General features: G+C 58.7%; 1 rRNA gene. It reads left to right on the top strand.

Going from position 1 to position 315, the window contains the following annotated elements:
* Positions 1–291 (top strand): 16S ribosomal RNA (locus MTBPR1_RS12190); the annotation flags it as partial.
* Positions 292–315: the final 24 nt, after the last annotated feature.

The raw sequence follows: 315 nt of genomic DNA, 5'->3' as shown, positions 1-315 counted from the left end.
CGGTAGCACAGGGGAGCTTGCTCCCTGGGTGACGAGCGGCGGACGGGTGAGTAATGTCTGGGAAACTGCCTGATGGAGGGGGATAACTACTGGAAACGGTAGCTAATACCGCATAACGTCGCAAGACCAAAGTGGGGGACCTTCGGGCCTCATGCCATCAGATGTGCCCAGATGGGATTAGCTAGTAGGTGGGGTAACGGCTCACCTAGGCGACGATCCCTAGCTGGTCTGAGAGGATGACCAGCCACACTGGAACTGAGACACGGTCCAGACTCCTACGGGAGGCTGCCGATGTCACGGTCACGGCAGAGCAGT

The organism is Candidatus Terasakiella magnetica (assembly GCF_900093605.1).
In the GTDB taxonomy this organism is placed as follows: Bacteria; Pseudomonadota; Alphaproteobacteria; order Rhodospirillales; family Terasakiellaceae; genus Terasakiella; species Terasakiella magnetica.
Note: the sequence above shows the minus strand (reverse complement) of the source record. Positions and strands in the feature narration are given on the sequence as shown.